This window comes from Chitinophaga japonensis (assembly GCF_007830125.1).
GTDB classification, from domain to species: Bacteria; Bacteroidota; Bacteroidia; order Chitinophagales; family Chitinophagaceae; genus Chitinophaga; species Chitinophaga japonensis.
This window is the reverse complement of sequence record NZ_VLLG01000003.1, coordinates 110,300-124,678: the sequence shown is the minus strand read 5'-3', so window position 1 is coordinate 124,678 and position 14,379 is coordinate 110,300. Positions and strand designations below refer to the sequence as shown.

The window sequence follows — 14,379 nt, the reverse complement described above, 5'->3', positions numbered from 1 at the left end:
ATGCTGTATGTAAACGTCTGAAACCTAGTTATCGCAGAGGAGCATTTTCCTTTAATCAGGCTGATGCACTTCATTAATCTTCTCCCAATCAATCATCATGGAATATTTTTCGAGAATGGAAAGGAATTTCTCATTTTTAAAAAATGGCCGGTATAAGAGATCAACTTCCAACATTTTCTGCAGATGTTCGTTTTTCAGTCCAAAAGAAAGCGCCAAATCAAAATTCTTAAAGAATTCCCTAGTATTACCCGTGGCAGCATAAAGCTCGGCCAATGTACTCGTTGCTGTCGCCAGTTGGGGGGCCAACTCCAAGGACTTATAGACCGCATCGAATCCTTCCTGATATTTAGTGATCATCCGCAGACTATGGGCGAGGGCATTCCATGCTTCGGCATGTTCGGGTTCCAGTTCAACCGCTTTTTCATAGACTTTGGCGGCTAGGTCATGATGCCCCATATCGGAATGCGTCGCACCAAGCATCAAATAGGTCATAAATTGATTGACATCTTTCTTTAGCATTTCATCCAATATCGCCAGCGCATCTTTATACCTGCCTTGTTTAGTGAATATACTTGACCTAAAATAGGCAATCTGTTGGTAGTGTTGGGCACTTATTCTCGTGGTATTGTCAAAACTTTCAAGCGCTTTGTCGTATTGTTGCTGATTGTAGTAGGCCGTGCCCAAGTAGAAATGAGCAGGGTGGTATTCAGGATACAACTGCACAGCTTCGGAAAGCAACTGGATTTTTTTATCAACGTCTACAGTGTTCAAGGCTTTTTCAAAGAGGATCGCCGCCTTTCGGAAATGATCAAAAGTGTCTACTTCGTTCTCAGTGATAGTGCCGATCGTTAAAGACTCAAATAAGTCCAGATAATCGGTTGTAACCGGAACGTGATTGGGGCTGAACAGCTTGTCTGCACTGGGCTTTATTTTAAAACTCTCCTGCATCTCTAATTCCGGGTCGGAATGGATTACGAATACCTTGTCCACTTTATAGTGATCGACTTTTTTTAATTCGAGAGCTCTGTTCAAGCTCCGTATGGCCGCACTCTTAATATTGGTTTCGCGTGGCTTATCCTTGGGGTCTGAAAAAAAGGGGATTCTGGCCAGCACAATATTAATTTTCGGTACGCTATTACCCAAGGAATTCTCTGGAACCACCAGGGAAGAAAGTACCTGGCCGATCCCATCGAGATTTTCACGGTTATTTGCAGCCATCAAGACCACCTCATCTGCTAAGATGGACATGGTAATACCTGCAATATCGGTAATACCGGTACGTGAATCGATCAACAGGAAGTCGGGTTGAAGTTGTGTTTTGATCTGTGCCTTCAGGTTATAGAAAAAATCGACCCCAATGCTATCTTTTTCATAGAAGAGCCTATTCCAATTAAGCATTGCGAGCTTTTTCCAATATTCCCGGCTGGAGGTATTGCCTGCAGCAATCAGGAATAACTTTTGGTGGGGTTTCTTTAATATCTTGATTTCAGTGACAAAGTCCATTATGTTCTCCGGCACACGGCCTTTGTTTGAAAACTCGTAGATATAGTCAACAATGCCTTTCTTGATAGTTTTTCTCTCTATGTCTTCAGCAAACTTGATATGGAGTCCCGGTGCTTCAAGGTCAAAATCGAGCATACAAACTTTCTTCCCGAATTCGGCAAGTTTGGTTGCAATGTTTGCCAGCGCCAGCGATCGGCCGACGCCCCCTTTATATGAATAAAATGTTATTGTTTTCATCTTTTGCTTAGCATATAGCCATGAGCATTCCGGTTTTTCTGACCCGTTCCTTAAACGCAAGGGTTTGGGAAGTATCAGCAAATTGAAAGAGCTTGTGTGCTTTCTTATTGCTGGGCAATGCAGTGTTTGCCACGGTCTGCGTTGGTTTCGTCAATTCGTATGGTGTGTTGAGAATGTCCTGATCGATCTTCAATATTTCAGAAAAGGCACGGATCATTTTTTTTGACATGGCACGTTTCTTATTGAGTACTTCAGAAACAACGCCACTGCTCCCTATTACAGGAACTAAATCTTTTTGTTTCAGGTCCATGTATTCCATTTTCATCAAGATGATGTCGATCGGATGACCTTGGGTCACCGGAGCATGCTCCTCTTCATACAATTGGACCAATTTAGCGATGAGCTCGAATTGCGAGATTAAATCCGGATTATCCTCAAAATCTTCACGGTCACCAAGGGCCTCCATCATATGGATGGCCTCATTATAATCCTCTTCGGTTTTTATCAATTTGAAATTCATAGCGTTCATTAAAACATTTCCACTGAATATTGCTTATTCAATTCACAGAGCTTGTCGTATTCAGCGTGGGTTCCAATCCACTTAATATACATCCTTGATTGCTTGAGTTTCGGATGGAATTGGTACTTAAGAATAACACGCAAATGGTTTCCTTTTACATCAATCACAACTCTTTCCGTTACCTTTTTCTCCCATGTGCCAAGAATGTCAACAGCCTTTGCGCCAAAGGTTTCCACAATATCCTGGGGTTTTTCCCAAGTGGAAGCTTCTACCAGAGCTAACCAAGCCCAGAGTCCGTTGGCAGCATTCGCATTTTGTTTGACATAATCGCTTATAGACTTTCTTTTGATAACGTGAACCATGTGAAGTTGCTGCTTGCCAAATTATTACGATTATGTCCTATGTTGCAAATATAAGTAATTTTCCTCTCAAAATGAGAGTTTTTACACATTTTTTAAGAAATCTGACAAACATAAAATATAACATTCTGATTATTAGATACATATAATTTTTCGAAGTGCGGCATAGGATAACGATAGCATAAGGCAATAGGGGATAATTAAATAGTTGCTCAGGTCGCACCATATGACTGCCCTTTATAGGGATATCATTTGTCCAAGTTTAATTCCGAAATTTAATACAGTTTTATCAAGTGAATTCGGTAAGTGACGACCCATTTATTCGCTCAACAAGCCTACGGGAGGACCTTTCGGATCTGCCAATAAATACCCCTTATCACATTGTCTGAAAGATAAAGCATATTTTTTCTTGCAACCATTTGGAGGAATTGAACGGATAAAGATACTAGTGAAACAAAGCATACGGTAGCATTGGTAACGACGGAAGCAGACACGATAATGAAACAAAATCTGTAACAGCAAGAACCGTATGCCGACAATATTACCTAATGATCTTCCTTGGGAATGGATGATGGGAACCTTTTTGAAGAGCGGATCACTGATATAGCGACTCATTAGATTAGCGCTTCAGAGATGGAAGCGTATACAGTAGTGAAGGAATTCAAATCACCGGCACACAGAGAAGACGTTTGTTTATACCGATGTACCGGAATTGATTTATAAAGTTTAAATCGACATCGTTACATATTAGGTGTCAAATAACCGCCTTATTAGACTGAGAAATTTCTTACCTATCACCCTGATTAGGTTGAACTGACCGGATAACATTCTCCTGTTTCAAGTTATTTTCTTTCTTCATTATAATTGTGTCAGGTTGCAATCTAATACTCTTAATAGTTTTATTGAGCTCCTCAAGTCCTTTTATTTCTAATGGGCTCCTTATTTGTATAGATTTGTCCTCCTGTTTCAAAAACAGCAATGATATCATTAAAATGGTTACAGATATACCCATGAAGAAATTCCCTAGCTTGAATGCATTATATGCATGCAGCAGATTAGTACCCTTGTGGTTATTTATCGCCTTATTAATATCAACTGAGTTCAACAAGTCGCGTACTTCTTCCGCCACAAAAAGCTCCTCCGGCTTATCCTTGAAAGAGATTACATTATTAACTCCGGGAGACCGGTATTTGAACTCTGTTATTTTAAAGTTTTTTATTGCGTTTCGTAAAGATAGCATATAGGAAAAAAATGCGAGCAATACGGTAATTAGTAAAACGACCTTGAATATTATTGGAACTGATTCAATCTTATCAACCAGAAAGGGTATCAGTAATCCAAGTAAAGAGAATACAATCGCCGTTTGGGAAACGATCAGGTTGGTCTTGCCTTCTATAATTTCCATTCGTCTGTTTTCCTGGTCATCTAATCGATGCAGAAAATTCCTATGGGCAATGATTTTCTCTAGGCCTTCAGACAATTGATAGGCCTCTGCACCGGTATTTGATTCCTGATCTGTTGGGCCATTTGAATAAAGCCCTAGGTTTTCAAAAGTTTCTTTGAAATTCATCTTTGCTTATATAACTCCTCGATTATACTGTCCGAAATTGGTAAGCCAGTTTCCTCTTCCAACCATGCCCATTGTCCATTAGGATTAACTTCTAAAAAGAAATATCGTCCATCAACCGTTTTTATTAAATCTATGGCGCCAAAGCTTAAACCCAGACTTTTCAACAACAATATGCAAAGGTTCTTTATGGGCTCGGGTAACGAAGATGGACTGAAAGTCAGTTGCTTTCTTCGCCAATCGGTAATTGTTTCCGCATCGGACTGAGAATCAATCTTTGCAGCAAAAACTTTGTCGCCGACTACTGTAACGCGGAGTTCATATTCTTTTTTTATATTTTGTTGAAAAATGCAGGGCGTTAAATCGGTTTCATCAAGTCGGCTAACGTGATCTTCTGTTACTTTACTTGTATATATGAACGATGGTTCCGAGCCGCCCGTAATTCTAGTTCTGGAAATAGGCTTTACGATTATTTCTTTGTGCTTTTCATAAAACGCCCGAACATCATCCTTATGATTCGTAACCAATGTAAACGGCACCTCGAACCCTAATGCTCTAGCGGTTTTTAATTGATAAAGCTTATTCTCCGCTTTAAAAACTCTGAAAGGATCATTCAGCCAGAAGGCATCAACCGTTGCAAATAAATTCTCAATCAACGCATCAATTTCGCCTTCCAGGTATTGGAGCTCAGCATGATTTTCAATGGTAAGCCGAGGCCTTTGTGTACGACGAAACCAAATTGACCTGTAAACGTCTTTCCCTAAGACCGAATATTTAAAATGATCACCGATTTGAAACTTCCAATCAAAGGTAAGCAGATCTTCACAATTAAATCTCTTGTATAATTTGCCCGACGCATTGAGCTTATTAATAAGATAATCGGCAGTGAAATCGCTTTTATGGGTTATTATTAACAACATCTTTATCGATCTGAATCGCTTTCTTCGTTATAAGTCCTTGTTGCAGTCTCCGTTATCGCCACGTACTGACTAAGAGATTTGTCTTTGTCAGAATCAGACGCTTCTGTCTTTGTAAAGGTCCCCGTCATTGTCGCCATGCTTGCCGTAAAATCCCTGTCAGAATCGGAATTTTCACCGTGTGTTTTTGTTCCAGTCTCTGTTGCCATCATTCTAGACAGCACAACAGGTATTCCCGTCAATTTGTCAATATTTAGATTTAATTCTTTGTCATAAACAATTGATGAGAAGTCTAAAGGTTCGCCATTCGGTCGTTCTTTAAATTGAAATATAAAAGGTTTCATAGTATATAAGTTTTGATGGACAAAACAAGTTCTTGAATTAAAATACTGGATACTACAAGCAGCTAAAAATAACAAATATTTCAGAATAAATAATAACCATGTTGATGGTAACTCCGCACATTTAGAAAGAGCGCGGTGCTCATTTGACAACTTGGCAATTTCCCTCTTTACTCGCTCCTCGGATCGGGCTTTGTAGGCATGCATCCACATTTTGCAACTTTGATGCAAGAGCAAATTTCACTCCCAATCATTCTATCTTTGAAAGATGTATCCGTTGCCGCCTACAGTATTGCTTTTGGGATATGGGATAACTTATAGAGTTAGGACCGGCCCTTTATTCTTTGGAGATTATATACCGGTTGTGAAGAGTAGAAAATACAGATATCCTCATACCCTCTTAAGGGTTGCTTATTGGAATTTAAAAAATTAGTGGCAACGCTCTTTATCCAAACTATTTTATACTTAAACCAGATGGATTACTCTCAATAAGCTGCCCGGCAAATCGTCCTGCCCCCTTTATGCGACTACACCTTTGGGTTTAAGCAGACGCTTATATTCTATCCACAGTTTAGATAAATCAATTTTACCGTCCTAAGATTATTCGTTATACCATATGGCAAATCACATGACACCATGTCCATACAATTATCCGGAAACTCCGATAGTACATTCAAACAATCCCCTTCAATTACTGAATATATAATCTTGTCAATCTCCATGTACTCCTCTTTTTCTGTCGCGATTACCATTCAGTTTAAATATATTTTACTCGCCTGGTTCCGTTTAAAGGAAGCCTCGTAGCGCACATATCCGTAAGCATTTAGGTCACGAATACACCTATGATATGTCTTAGAGGAAGAAATTTTCGCTAGCGGCATAATATCGTAGCTATATGCCTCGACCGGATTCCTACCTTCATGGCTCTGCCAATACTGTAAGATGGCCGAGAAAACACCGATATGTGTAATGCTGATCCGGGGATCATTTTCAATGGCCCTGAAAAATGTGGCCAATTTCTCATTTGTATCCATACCCTACTTCTAAACTATCGTCAAACCATGTTTCCTTACATTCATATGGGCCAGGTTCTGGGAATTGGCTACCGATAGATTCACCTCCTGTTCTTTTTTGGGATTAAGTAGCTCATTCAAACCAACCCTTTTCCCGGAAGTACCTTGAATCAGCAACCGACCGTATTGTGGATCAGCAGTAACCTCAAAGCATTCCTTCTTACCGCTAATTTCCAACTCAATCATCGCTGCTTCTCCGTCCTTAAGCTTCTGCTCCAACTCTTCCTTATCGATACCGGCAGCAAGCTTGTTTATTTCTTTTTCAAGATCAAAACCATAATCAGGTGGAAAAACCTTCATTACGAAGTCTCCACTGGCATCCCGATCATTAAAATCAAGCTGGCGCCAGGCCTGGTCGTTTAGCTGCACTGCGCGTCCCTCAAGAAGATGTTGAACATGCAAAGCTGTAAATGGTGCATCTCTGGTGAAACTTTGCCCTCTAACAACAGTTTCGCTTCCCTCCATCGTCAGGGCGGCATCATATCCCGTCATCTCATACTTCCCATCGCCATCCGTCTTAAAGTGAAGCAGAAAGTCCATCTTTCTATCTGCTGCCGTATAGTATGATACTGGGACTTTAAAAGCAGGAACACCTTTAGCAATCAATCTGTCAATTTTTTCTTTAGCTTGTCCAAAGCCGATGCGCGCAACCTCATCCCGCAATTGTTCCTGCGCTTGTTTTTCTCCTAAAGCTTCCCTCTTCAATTCCTTCTTCAGTAGAAGGGGGCGAAACAAACGCAGTAGGAAGGATCTCCCCCTGTTCGGGTAAAGGCGCTCTTCCAGCCTTTTTACATCTTCCTTGATCGCTATCAGCGCGATTCTCTCCTCAATATTTTCCGTTCCGGTGTACTTCCTTCTGATCTTCTCCAAGTGGCTCAGCTTTGCTTTAAGGAATCCTTCCCTACTAACTGCTTGTGGCAACTCTTTAGCTATCATTCGCTCACCATCTTGCCAGCGCCGGTAATCATCCAATACCCGATTGATTTTCATATCTAAATCCATTCGCTTCTACGGGAGAAAAATTTACCCCACCATCCAATGGCAGGGCAAATTCCAATGTGCAGATAAAAAACTGGCTCAAACACCCATTCCCTTTTTTGCCTCCTGACGGGCTGCATTGGAATGTTTCTCACCTTCTTTCATTCCATCAACACGCAATTCCATCCGTTGCTCCATACTTAACTTACGTGCCTGATCATCATAGATATCCAACGTCTTAAACTTCGGATTGGGAGCGATAAAGTATGTTTTATCGTCCGCACCGGTCACCCGGACGAGCTCGCCCTTCTTCAATCTGTCAAATACCTCCAAACGCCTTGTGTCATCTTTAAAATCTTTAATAGCAAATTGTTCTGCAGCTTCGGAAAGTACAAAGCCATAGTTAGGATGACGGCTCTTAATCAGGCTAAAGCCATCTTTGTCCACCTCTTTAGAATCTACAGCAGACCAGCCAACGTAAGGCTTCTGGTTCCTATCCAACAGTTCCTTCTCCAGCGCTCCCCCTTTCAACATTTTTGAAACTTCGTCCAATGTGTAATTATGGCTTTTGTTTACATAAACCATCACCTCTTTTACATCCTGTACCCCTGGCTGCAATAAAGTAGCACGGTACTTGTTAAAAAAATAGAAATCACCCTCACTCCCCTTAGTCAAAACAGGGCGGGTTACTAATCTCCCTTCCTCGGTATCCTTACTAAAGGTTTTGGAAATACCGGGTTGACCATGCGCCATCGCTTCCCGCACTTCATCTATTTCCTTCGCAGAATAACCAATGTCGCTCATCTGATTGGTTATAAACCGTTCATTCTTCATGTTCATTTCCCTCTATGTTTTAAATTTTCCAACGTTAGTATATTATAAAAAGGCGGCTTTGAATTCACTAATTGTGCAACAGACCGGTCATCGCTGAAAATGCACTTAATTCAATCCACACATGTTCATGGCTCAATCCGGCCTAAGTGCCTTGGCAATTGTCCGGTATTTTATAGAAACTTCAAGGTGCCGACCGCCGTGCTTTTCCAGTAACTGCAAGACCAATTTCTTTTTGTCCGGAATAGTAAATTTTGGAAATGCAAAGACGACCTGCTGTTCGGATCTTGCCCTGACCTTCTCAATATCTCCCACTACGAGCAACGGCCGCATTTCCAACTCCTGGGACGCCGTACGTTTGGACTGCTTCCTATCTCTGACAAAGAACCGTAGTTGCTCGATATCATAATTGATATAGGAGTCATTCTCCAGTTGCACTTGGAAGTATAGTAGATCATGGTCAATGTACACGCCGTTTAGATCAAGTGCTATATCGTACTTTCGCTGACGTTTTCCCTTTATGGTCCCTTTCCTTTTTGCGATCCGATCTGCGATCCCATTTATTCGGTGTTCGTTGTCAGAATATTCACTAAATTCTACAACCGGATCTGCGGAATCATCCCTATTCAACTTCAGGTTAAGTATGCCCGGATGATCCGCATAAGTTAACAGAAAAGAATAAAGACTTCCATCAGCAGTAATAACTGTTAGATTACTGTCGTCAAAATCCCGTTTGGCGCCCTTTACCTGTAAGACGTTCTCCACATTGGCTGCTTTTTGCACCAGTATCTCTTTACTCCCACGATCCACACTCTTAATCGAGTACGGAAAAATGAGATTGGTCGTTTTGTCTGCGGCAATGCTCAATCCCAAAGGAGCCAATGAACCGCCCATTTTAAGTGCTCCCTGCGCTGCCACATCATGATTAAAAAATAGTTGCATCACACCCAACACGAATACCATCATCACTCTCATACTTCTAGTCTTTATGTTTTACCATTAAGCGTCTTCTCGCTTGTTCATGTCCTTCAGAACTACTTTATAGCCGGCCTTGACCGTTACCTTGATCACTTTTACCTTTCGCTTTAACAGATTCTTCGCTGTCTCGATACCGGCAGACATGGCTTGGGCACCGATAGAGGGATCAAGGGATGCCAATCCCAGACTCTGCATGGACCTATCAACGGATTCCTTTGCTACGTCCCGGGTAATTGCACCGGGAATGTAAACCCCATTCAGCCCATCCATGTCATAGACCGCCAGGTTGACAGGAAATAAATAATTGTCATAAAGGATACTTTCAATGCTGATGGCCAGTCTTTCACCTGAAACCTCTGCAACGCCAAAAACGAAATGGTCTTTGGGTATCATCCTTCCGTTGCAGTAAATGTCATCGGTCAGTCTAAGTTTCACAATGGACCCACTTGTTACGGTCTGCGTTTCATGCACAACGGCGCGGATTGCCTTTATCCCTTCTTCCCGCTCCGTTCCGTTATCCAGTGAAAAGAACCCTTCGCCTCCTGATTGCTCTGAACCCATTGAATCCAGCACAGAAATTAGGCGTTCAGGCGCTTCTGCTGTAACTGGAAACACTTCCCCTTTACGTTCCGACGAAGTCTTACGCAGACCTTCCCTTACTCTATCGGGATGCTGAATATCTAGTATCTTATCCAGCATGCCGCTTAACTGTCTTAATTCCGGGTCCTCTCCTCCTCCCTCATCCATGGAAACTAACATCTCCTCCAGCCGGTCAATATCTTTTGATCCAACTTCCCGCTCACTGCCATCAGATGAAGCAGAATACTTCGGCACCGTCGGTTGCTCCTCTGCTGATTTCAAGGATTCATTGAGGACCTTCAATTTTTCATATACTTTCTGCTCATTTGGATCGGCGTTACCTCCGCCCATAATTACAGTTCCAAGCTCTTCCTGCTGAGCATCCACTATGCTTCCGGAATCCTGTGCTTTCTCCAAATAGGGATCTCGGGACGCCATTCGCTGGTGTTCCAGTGAATCCTTTTCTGCACGGGAATAGAAAGCCAACTTATCAAGACTTCGTTCAACTTTATTGGAAGCTGCCGGTAAACGGGTATTGAGTTCATTAACTTCAACAACTGCCACACCTTTACCTTTACCTTTACCGCCTCCCATACTCCAAAAAATGAGGGTCAGGAAAGGAACCATCAGTAGCGGCAGGACCGTCATAAATTTACGCTCCCTTAAGAACTTCTCACTCTTCATCTTCTCCATATTCACAGTTCTGTTTATGTCACAACAACAATTCAATTTTTCAACTTCTCTTTCATCAGCCTCTCAGCAGTCCTAAGGCTATCCTCCCATCCAGGTCTTTTCCGGAGCATATCCCGCAATTCCTCCCGTCCCGATTCACTTAGCTTTAAACTATCCAGATCGATGCGTGCGGCTTTCAAGCGTGCATAAACTTCTAAAAGACGTATCTTATGATCTTCTGCGATATTGCGAGGAGGCATGGACATCGGCACTACATAAACCCGTTGCCTTTCGGAAAATATAGGTACCAACCGCTTACCCACCAGTATATAGATGGAACAGCCTAGCGCGCCCGCTATGAACAGCACAAGCACGCCTATTTTTAATTTTCTCCCTAGTTGCTCGGACTTGCGTTGCATCCAATTTGCCCAGCCCCGTTGGAAGCGCAATATCCGTCCTGCGATGACCCCTGCTATCCTATCCTGCCGCTGCGCAGCCGCAGAATCCTGTCTATCTTTTTCCTGTCTTCTCATGGCTTATCTATTCTTCACACTGACATCTTTGTTCTCCAAAACCTTCCAACGCTCAATTAAGAATCCGTGCGGGTTATGGTCGCTCCGGGAAACATTCCTTAGATAACCCTCAGAAACAAGACTTCTCCTAACAACTGTGGTCGTTCTGGTAATCGTCTGCGTGCCTTTATACCTGAAATAAAATGGATAGGTGTCAATGTTCACATATACGCTATCTGCTTCAATTCCCTGGCTGATATTGGCACTGATTACATTGCTATAGTAATTGCTTTCCTTCAGATTATCATACTGTCTCTTTGCCGACTCATCCGCTAAATAGAGCGACTTATTTATATTTTCCTCAATAGCCTGTTCATCAGGCGACAGGGTAAAGAAATACGTATGAAATGTTTTAACGTGATCACGGATTTCTACCGGAATATTGTCTCTTCTATCCGAAGCAAAGGCCTCCAACGCTTTCCCATTCGCCAGCACGTACAATCGGTCCTGCGACATCATCGCCACTGAGAAGCTTTTATAAATGGCATAACAGCATAACTGTACGGAACTAATGACTGTAATAATTGCTATTAATCGTGTCTGCCTGAATGCCGTGTCGATATTCTTCATCTTCCTAAACATGCCATCCTCCTTTTTCAATCCTGTTGCTCAAGAAAATGTACCTATCCTTTTCCTGACGCTTTATCACCATCCAGTTTATTCTCCATCATCATCCCGGCACGTCCCATTCCGCGCCCAATAGCGCCCATAACACCACTTCCTGACTCTTTACCACTCATTCCTTCCTGGATATTCGTTCCCATATTTGCAATATTATCCGCTGAACGCAGTGCCCTGGAACCTACCATGGATGCCCCACCGGTGGCAGCACCCATGGCCATACTTCCCGTGCTCGACATTATGCTGGTAACCTTTTGCATCATCCCGCCGCCTCCGGCCGCATTAACGATAAAGCTTGCAACACTCGGTACGGTGAAGTAACCCACGATGCCAATCAACATAAACACCAAGTACCCTGTGTCCTGTGCACTGAAAAAAGTGTCGCCCGAATCACCAATCTGGTCAAGATCAAGCTTTAACATTCTCTCCTGGATCTTGCCTAAGATGGCGCCAAAGATATTGGCAACTGGCAGCCAGAGGTACACGTTCAGATATTTGGCAAGCCAGGCGGTAAAGGTCTGCTGCAGCCCGTCATAAATAGACAGAGCAAACACCAAGGGACCAAGGATACCTAGCACAATCAGCTGAAATATCCGAAGTGTATTAATACAGAGAGATGCTGCCTGGAAGAGAATCTGCAATATTTCACTAAGCCACTCTTTCACCGTATTACGAAAATTATAGCTTGCCTTGGCAAATGCAAATTTCACATCATTTCCAAACGCATCAAACATACCCTCGCTTGGTGTGGGATCATCTTCCCCTATTCCCTTGGTATATTTCAACCATTTCTCCCGGTTTCCCTCACCGTTTATGCCAACGTACATCTGCCAGGCATCGGTTCTCATGATTGCTTCCTCTTTTTGCTTAAGCAGCACTTGAATTGCCTTATCCGAATCTTCTACCATTGCGGCCGTAGCGGTAACGGTCGGCTTCATAATGCCATTAATGACACCTAGAACCAAGGGGAAAAATGTTATGCAGAACCCGAGGACAAATGGCCGCAACAGCGGGTAAAAATCAATCGGTTCAGCATTCAGGATGTGCCGCCATACCCGCGATGCAATATAGAACATAGCCCCTAGGCACCCTATGGAACGGCCTACGTCAATCAAATCCTCACACATAGGGATCATCTCTTCATACAGCGTATCCAGCACGCCGTGTAAACTGTGAATTTTATCACCCACTGTTTGTGCCCAGGACAGGCATGGCAACAACACCCCTATTAACACTAAGCTTACTTTCCTACCCATCTTCCACATACTCAACCTCAATATTTGTATACGCAGCCTATTCTTCTATTCCATGCATCGTGGACAACACATCCAGCTCCCTTTGTGCCCTAGCCCTTTGCAAACTTAAAATGGATGTACTTTGATTGAAATCACGCAAAAACAATAGTTTATCCTCCATATCGGTACAGATACGATCGATTGCTTGGATACGCTCATCATCGCTCATCCGTAAGTCTCCGTTGGTGGTAACCAGGATAAGCTCGTCCAGATTACGGAGGGAAAGCTTAAAAAGGTTATCATATACTTGTCCCAGATACACGAGTTCACCTGGATTAAACTGCCCACTGCTTCTGAATTGCTTGTAGGCATTTCTATACTCTTTAATCAGCTGTATCTGATAGTCAATCGTCAGTGGTATCTTCCTGTACTTTCTAACTGCTGGACTTACCTCCATCAGCCCATCAAGAAAAAGTTTGTGAAGTTTAAAATTCCCTTCTGAAATATCCTTGATCGCCCCATATCCATTACTCAGCACCCGATAACTCGTCTTCAGATCATCCAGTATCTGCTTAAACTGGCTCAGCTTCTCCACATTAAGCAACAGCACAGCAATCTCGTGCGCCTGTCCCCAACTTTTGATCCATCCTGCCGTTACTATAAAGAGTATGAGCATCATCTTCCTTATCATCATCCACCTCCTTTATTCTCTCCACAATGATTTCTAAAACGCCTTATCGCAACTTATCAATACCATAGATCCATTCAACTTCAGCCTGCTCCTCCTTTTCCCGGAAACGATTCAAGGAAAATAACAGGGCCTCATTTCCATACGCCTTTGCAAAATGGTATTGATCCAGGCACTCCGCATGCAGCAGGTCGATCATATTGATCCGTTCGTCGTCGGTCAACTCCATTTTACCACTGGAAGTAACGGCCATCAGATCATTCACTAGGTATAAACAATCTTTCATAAGCCTTTGATAGGCTTTGTCCACTTCTTCCAGCTCTTCTTCGGTTAACATTCCCTGATTTTGCAATGTCAGCTTATTCTGCTGATGTAGTTTCATAATATTTACCTGCATCGCAATGATTTCCCCCACTTTGGGATAACGCTTAACAATTGGATTGATTTCTTTTAATGAATGGAAGAATAGTTCATGCAGGTTAAATTCACCACCTTTAAACTGTCTCGCCACAGATAATCCCTTCTGGGCAATATCCCAGCCCTTTTTTACATAACCCTTGTAAACCCTAAGGGCGGTAATCTGTTGGGCAAGGTATTTTTTTTGTGTTTTCTTTTGCCTGAACCACTCAGAAAATGTTTGACCCTTAGCTATGTGTCCAATAAAAAACAATACTAAAACCACTATACTCCTTCTTATTCTCATACGCC

General features: G+C 42.5%; 15 protein-coding genes. All 15 read right to left on the bottom strand.

Annotated elements, in window-relative coordinates; translation table 11 throughout:
- Positions 1-51: 51 nt before the first annotated feature.
- Positions 52-1,740, bottom strand: a complete 1,689-nt coding sequence (locus tag LX66_RS09540; protein WP_145712366.1) for a KGGVGR-motif variant AAA ATPase — start codon at positions 1,738-1,740, stop codon at positions 52-54.
- 7 nt (positions 1,741-1,747) lie between these two features.
- The gene (locus LX66_RS09535) at positions 1,748-2,260 is read right to left on the bottom strand and encodes a helix-turn-helix domain-containing protein (protein ID WP_145712363.1); all 513 of its coding nucleotides are present in this window, start codon (positions 2,258-2,260) and stop codon (positions 1,748-1,750) included.
- Positions 2,261-2,268: 8 nt separating this feature from the next.
- A complete protein-coding gene (locus tag LX66_RS09530; protein ID WP_145712358.1) occupies positions 2,269-2,622 on the bottom strand; it encodes a type II toxin-antitoxin system HigB family toxin in 354 nt (117 codons plus the stop codon).
- Between the two features lie 784 nt (positions 2,623-3,406).
- On the bottom strand, positions 3,407-4,189 hold the full coding sequence (locus LX66_RS09525; protein WP_145712355.1) for a hypothetical protein: 783 nt from the start codon (positions 4,187-4,189) through the stop codon (positions 3,407-3,409).
- Positions 4,186-5,106, bottom strand: a complete 921-nt coding sequence (locus LX66_RS09520) for an ATP-grasp domain-containing protein (RefSeq protein ID WP_145712354.1) — start codon at positions 5,104-5,106, stop codon at positions 4,186-4,188. The genes LX66_RS09525 and LX66_RS09520 overlap by 4 nt, the downstream gene beginning before the upstream one ends.
- A 2-nt stretch (positions 5,107-5,108) precedes the next feature.
- Entirely contained in the window at positions 5,109-5,447 is a 339-nt protein-coding gene (locus LX66_RS09515) for a hypothetical protein (RefSeq protein WP_145712351.1), read from the bottom strand.
- 1,040 nt (positions 5,448-6,487) lie between these two features.
- Positions 6,488-7,519 (bottom strand): hypothetical protein, encoded by a 1,032-nt coding sequence (locus LX66_RS09505; RefSeq protein WP_145712346.1) that lies wholly within the window; start codon positions 7,517-7,519, stop codon positions 6,488-6,490.
- Positions 7,520-7,594: 75 nt separating this feature from the next.
- Positions 7,595-8,335, bottom strand: coding sequence for a hypothetical protein (locus LX66_RS09500; RefSeq protein ID WP_145712344.1), 741 nt, complete (start codon positions 8,333-8,335; stop codon positions 7,595-7,597).
- A gap of 126 nt (positions 8,336-8,461) precedes the next feature.
- Positions 8,462-9,301, bottom strand: coding sequence for a conjugative transposon protein TraN (gene traN / locus LX66_RS09495; protein WP_145712343.1), 840 nt, complete (start codon positions 9,299-9,301; stop codon positions 8,462-8,464).
- Positions 9,302-9,325: 24 nt separating this feature from the next.
- Positions 9,326-10,576 carry a conjugative transposon protein TraM gene (gene traM / locus LX66_RS09490; protein ID WP_145712341.1) on the bottom strand — a complete coding sequence of 417 codons (1,251 nt, stop codon included), beginning with the start codon at positions 10,574-10,576 and terminating at the stop codon, positions 9,326-9,328.
- 32 nt (positions 10,577-10,608) lie between these two features.
- Positions 10,609-11,088, bottom strand: a complete 480-nt coding sequence (locus tag LX66_RS09485) for a hypothetical protein (RefSeq protein WP_145712339.1) — start codon at positions 11,086-11,088, stop codon at positions 10,609-10,611.
- A 3-nt stretch (positions 11,089-11,091) separates the two neighbouring features.
- Positions 11,092-11,697 carry a conjugative transposon protein TraK gene (gene traK / locus LX66_RS09480; RefSeq protein ID WP_244620354.1) on the bottom strand — a complete coding sequence of 202 codons (606 nt, stop codon included), beginning with the start codon at positions 11,695-11,697 and terminating at the stop codon, positions 11,092-11,094.
- Between the two features lie 53 nt (positions 11,698-11,750).
- Positions 11,751-13,013, bottom strand: a complete 1,263-nt coding sequence (gene traJ / locus LX66_RS09475) for a conjugative transposon protein TraJ (RefSeq protein ID WP_145712334.1) — start codon at positions 13,011-13,013, stop codon at positions 11,751-11,753.
- A 28-nt stretch (positions 13,014-13,041) separates the two neighbouring features.
- Positions 13,042-13,677, bottom strand: coding sequence for a TerB family tellurite resistance protein (locus LX66_RS09470; protein WP_211366145.1), 636 nt, complete (start codon positions 13,675-13,677; stop codon positions 13,042-13,044).
- 40 nt (positions 13,678-13,717) lie between these two features.
- Positions 13,718-14,374 (bottom strand): hypothetical protein, encoded by a 657-nt coding sequence (locus tag LX66_RS09465; protein ID WP_145712332.1) that lies wholly within the window; start codon positions 14,372-14,374, stop codon positions 13,718-13,720.
- Positions 14,375-14,379: the final 5 nt, after the last annotated feature.

What these genes read in the sequence shown, in the direction of transcription:
- LX66_RS09540 (WP_145712366.1), bottom strand. Translation starts at nt 1,740, where the DNA reads ATGAAAACAATAACATTTTATTCATATAAAGGGGGCGTCGGCCGATCG.
- LX66_RS09535 (WP_145712363.1), bottom strand. Translation starts at nt 2,260, where the DNA reads ATGAATTTCAAATTGATAAAAACCGAAGAGGATTATAATGAGGCCATC.
- LX66_RS09530 (WP_145712358.1), bottom strand. Translation starts at nt 2,622, where the DNA reads ATGGTTCACGTTATCAAAAGAAAGTCTATAAGCGATTATGTCAAACAA.
- LX66_RS09525 (WP_145712355.1), bottom strand. Translation starts at nt 4,189, where the DNA reads ATGAATTTCAAAGAAACTTTTGAAAACCTAGGGCTTTATTCAAATGGC.
- LX66_RS09520 (WP_145712354.1), bottom strand. Translation starts at nt 5,106, where the DNA reads ATGTTGTTAATAATAACCCATAAAAGCGATTTCACTGCCGATTATCTT.
- LX66_RS09515 (WP_145712351.1), bottom strand. Translation starts at nt 5,447, where the DNA reads ATGAAACCTTTTATATTTCAATTTAAAGAACGACCGAATGGCGAACCT.
- LX66_RS09505 (WP_145712346.1), bottom strand. Translation starts at nt 7,519, where the DNA reads ATGGATTTAGATATGAAAATCAATCGGGTATTGGATGATTACCGGCGC.
- LX66_RS09500 (WP_145712344.1), bottom strand. Translation starts at nt 8,335, where the DNA reads ATGAACATGAAGAATGAACGGTTTATAACCAATCAGATGAGCGACATT.
- traN (WP_145712343.1), bottom strand. Translation starts at nt 9,301, where the DNA reads ATGAGAGTGATGATGGTATTCGTGTTGGGTGTGATGCAACTATTTTTT.
- traM (WP_145712341.1), bottom strand. Translation starts at nt 10,576, where the DNA reads ATGGAGAAGATGAAGAGTGAGAAGTTCTTAAGGGAGCGTAAATTTATG.
- LX66_RS09485 (WP_145712339.1), bottom strand. Translation starts at nt 11,088, where the DNA reads ATGAGAAGACAGGAAAAAGATAGACAGGATTCTGCGGCTGCGCAGCGG.
- traK (WP_244620354.1), bottom strand. Translation starts at nt 11,697, where the DNA reads ATGAAGAATATCGACACGGCATTCAGGCAGACACGATTAATAGCAATT.
- traJ (WP_145712334.1), bottom strand. Translation starts at nt 13,013, where the DNA reads ATGTGGAAGATGGGTAGGAAAGTAAGCTTAGTGTTAATAGGGGTGTTG.
- LX66_RS09470 (WP_211366145.1), bottom strand. Translation starts at nt 13,677, where the DNA reads ATGATGATAAGGAAGATGATGCTCATACTCTTTATAGTAACGGCAGGA.
- LX66_RS09465 (WP_145712332.1), bottom strand. Translation starts at nt 14,374, where the DNA reads ATGAGAATAAGAAGGAGTATAGTGGTTTTAGTATTGTTTTTTATTGGA.